The organism is Citrobacter sp. R4 (genome assembly GCF_026719175.1).
In the GTDB taxonomy this organism is placed as follows: Bacteria; Pseudomonadota; Gammaproteobacteria; order Enterobacterales; family Enterobacteriaceae; genus Citrobacter_A; species Citrobacter_A sedlakii.
This window is the reverse complement of the sequence record NZ_JAPPSU010000042.1, coordinates 1-2,033: the sequence shown is the minus strand read 5'-3', so window position 1 is coordinate 2,033 and position 2,033 is coordinate 1. Positions and strand designations below refer to the sequence as shown.

The 2,033-nt window shown below is 55.9% G+C and carries 3 protein-coding genes; all 3 read left to right on the top strand.

The window, feature by feature from the left end:
- Positions 1-233: 233 nt before the first annotated feature.
- The 3 genes from OOJ60_RS24430 (at position 234) to OOJ60_RS24420 (ending at position 1,745) form a co-directional block, all read left to right on the top strand.
- A complete protein-coding gene (locus tag OOJ60_RS24430; RefSeq protein WP_000679427.1) occupies positions 234-581 on the top strand; it encodes a quaternary ammonium compound efflux SMR transporter QacE delta 1 in 348 nt (115 codons plus the stop codon).
- Complete coding sequence (sul1, locus tag OOJ60_RS24425) at positions 575-1,414, top strand: sulfonamide-resistant dihydropteroate synthase Sul1 (RefSeq protein ID WP_000259031.1); 840 nt, start codon at positions 575-577, stop codon at positions 1,412-1,414. Before OOJ60_RS24430 ends, sul1 begins: the two co-directional genes overlap by 7 nt.
- Before the next feature lie 127 nt (positions 1,415-1,541).
- The gene (locus tag OOJ60_RS24420) at positions 1,542-1,745 is read left to right on the top strand and encodes a hypothetical protein (protein ID WP_000376616.1); all 204 of its coding nucleotides are present in this window, start codon (positions 1,542-1,544) and stop codon (positions 1,743-1,745) included.
- Positions 1,746-2,033 lie beyond the last annotated feature (288 nt).

Genomic DNA, 2,033 nt, shown 5'->3' with positions numbered 1-2,033 from the left:
TTGAAGACTAGTCCTTTGCATAACAAAGCCATCAAACCGGACGCCAGAGATTCCGCGCCTGTTGCGCATGGCTTCGCCATTTTATGCGCAATAGGCGCGCCACCCTGTCGCCGTTTATGGCGGCGTTAGATGCACTAAGCACATAATTGCTCACAGCCAAACTATCAGGTCAAGTCTGCTTTTATTATTTTTAAGCGTGCATAATAAGCCCTACACAAATTGGGAGATATATCATGAAAGGCTGGCTTTTTCTTGTTATCGCAATAGTTGGCGAAGTAATCGCAACATCCGCATTAAAATCTAGCGAGGGCTTTACTAAGCTTGCCCCTTCCGCCGTTGTCATAATCGGTTATGGCATCGCATTTTATTTTCTTTCTCTGGTTCTGAAATCCATCCCTGTCGGTGTTGCTTATGCAGTCTGGTCGGGACTCGGCGTCGTCATAATTACAGCCATTGCCTGGTTGCTTCATGGGCAAAAGCTTGATGCGTGGGGCTTTGTAGGTATGGGGCTCATAATTGCTGCCTTTTTGCTCGCCCGATCCCCATCGTGGAAGTCGCTGCGGAGGCCGACGCCATGGTGACGGTGTTCGGCATTCTGAATCTCACCGAGGACTCCTTCTTCGATGAGAGCCGGCGGCTAGACCCCGCCGGCGCTGTCACCGCGGCGATCGAAATGCTGCGAGTCGGATCAGACGTCGTGGATGTCGGACCGGCCGCCAGCCATCCGGACGCGAGGCCTGTATCGCCGGCCGATGAGATCAGACGTATTGCGCCGCTCTTAGACGCCCTGTCCGATCAGATGCACCGTGTTTCAATCGACAGCTTCCAACCGGAAACCCAGCGCTATGCGCTCAAGCGCGGCGTGGGCTACCTGAACGATATCCAAGGATTTCCTGACCCTGCGCTCTATCCCGATATTGCTGAGGCGGACTGCAGGCTGGTGGTTATGCACTCAGCGCAGCGGGATGGCATCGCCACCCGCACCGGTCACCTTCGACCCGAAGACGCGCTCGACGAGATTGTGCGGTTCTTCGAGGCGCGGGTTTCCGCCTTGCGACGGAGCGGGGTCGCTGCCGACCGGCTCATCCTCGATCCGGGGATGGGATTTTTCTTGAGCCCCGCACCGGAAACATCGCTGCACGTGCTGTCGAACCTTCAAAAGCTGAAGTCGGCGTTGGGGCTTCCGCTATTGGTCTCGGTGTCGCGGAAATCCTTCTTGGGCGCCACCGTTGGCCTTCCTGTAAAGGATCTGGGTCCAGCGAGCCTTGCGGCGGAACTTCACGCGATCGGCAATGGCGCTGACTACGTCCGCACCCACGCGCCTGGAGATCTGCGAAGCGCAATCACCTTCTCGGAAACCCTCGCGAAATTTCGCAGTCGCGACGCCAGAGACCGAGGGTTAGATCATGCCTAGCATTCACCTTCCGGCCGCCCGCTAGCGGACCCTGGTCAGGTTCCGCGAAGGTGGGCGCAGACATGCTGGGCTCGTCAGGATCAAACTGCACTATGAGGCGGCGGTTCATACCGCGCCAGGGGAGCGAATGGACAGCGAGGAGCCTCCGAACGTTCGGGTCGCCTGCTCGGGTGATATCGACGAGGTTGTGCGGCTGATGCACGACGCTGCGGCGTGGATGTCCGCCAAGGGAACGCCCGCCTGGGACGTCGCGCGGATCGACCGGACATTCGCGGAGACCTTCGTCCTGAGATCCGAGCTCCTAGGGATCGCCTCAGAAAACGGAAAATAAAGCACGCTAAGCCGTAAGTAAGCGTGCTCCTGTGAAAGCCACAGCTAAAACTGCGTAGTACACATAGAGGTATTTTTTTCTAGATTTATATCGAATTTCGTTATCGAATTTCGCTTATTATTGATCAACTCGTTGCAGATCATGAAGGCGAAAGTATGACGGGCACTGTTGCAAATAGTCGGTGGTGATAAACTTATCATCCCCTTTTGCTGATGGAGCTGCACATGAACCCATTCAAAGGCCGGCATTTTCAGCGTGACATCATTCTGTGGGCCGTACGCTGGTACT

What these genes read in the sequence shown, in the direction of transcription:
- OOJ60_RS24430 (WP_000679427.1), top strand. Translation starts at nt 234, where the DNA reads ATGAAAGGCTGGCTTTTTCTTGTTATCGCAATAGTTGGCGAAGTAATC.
- OOJ60_RS24420 (WP_000376616.1), top strand. Translation starts at nt 1,542, where the DNA reads ATGGACAGCGAGGAGCCTCCGAACGTTCGGGTCGCCTGCTCGGGTGAT.
- sul1 (WP_000259031.1), top strand. Translation starts at nt 575, where the DNA reads ATGGTGACGGTGTTCGGCATTCTGAATCTCACCGAGGACTCCTTCTTC.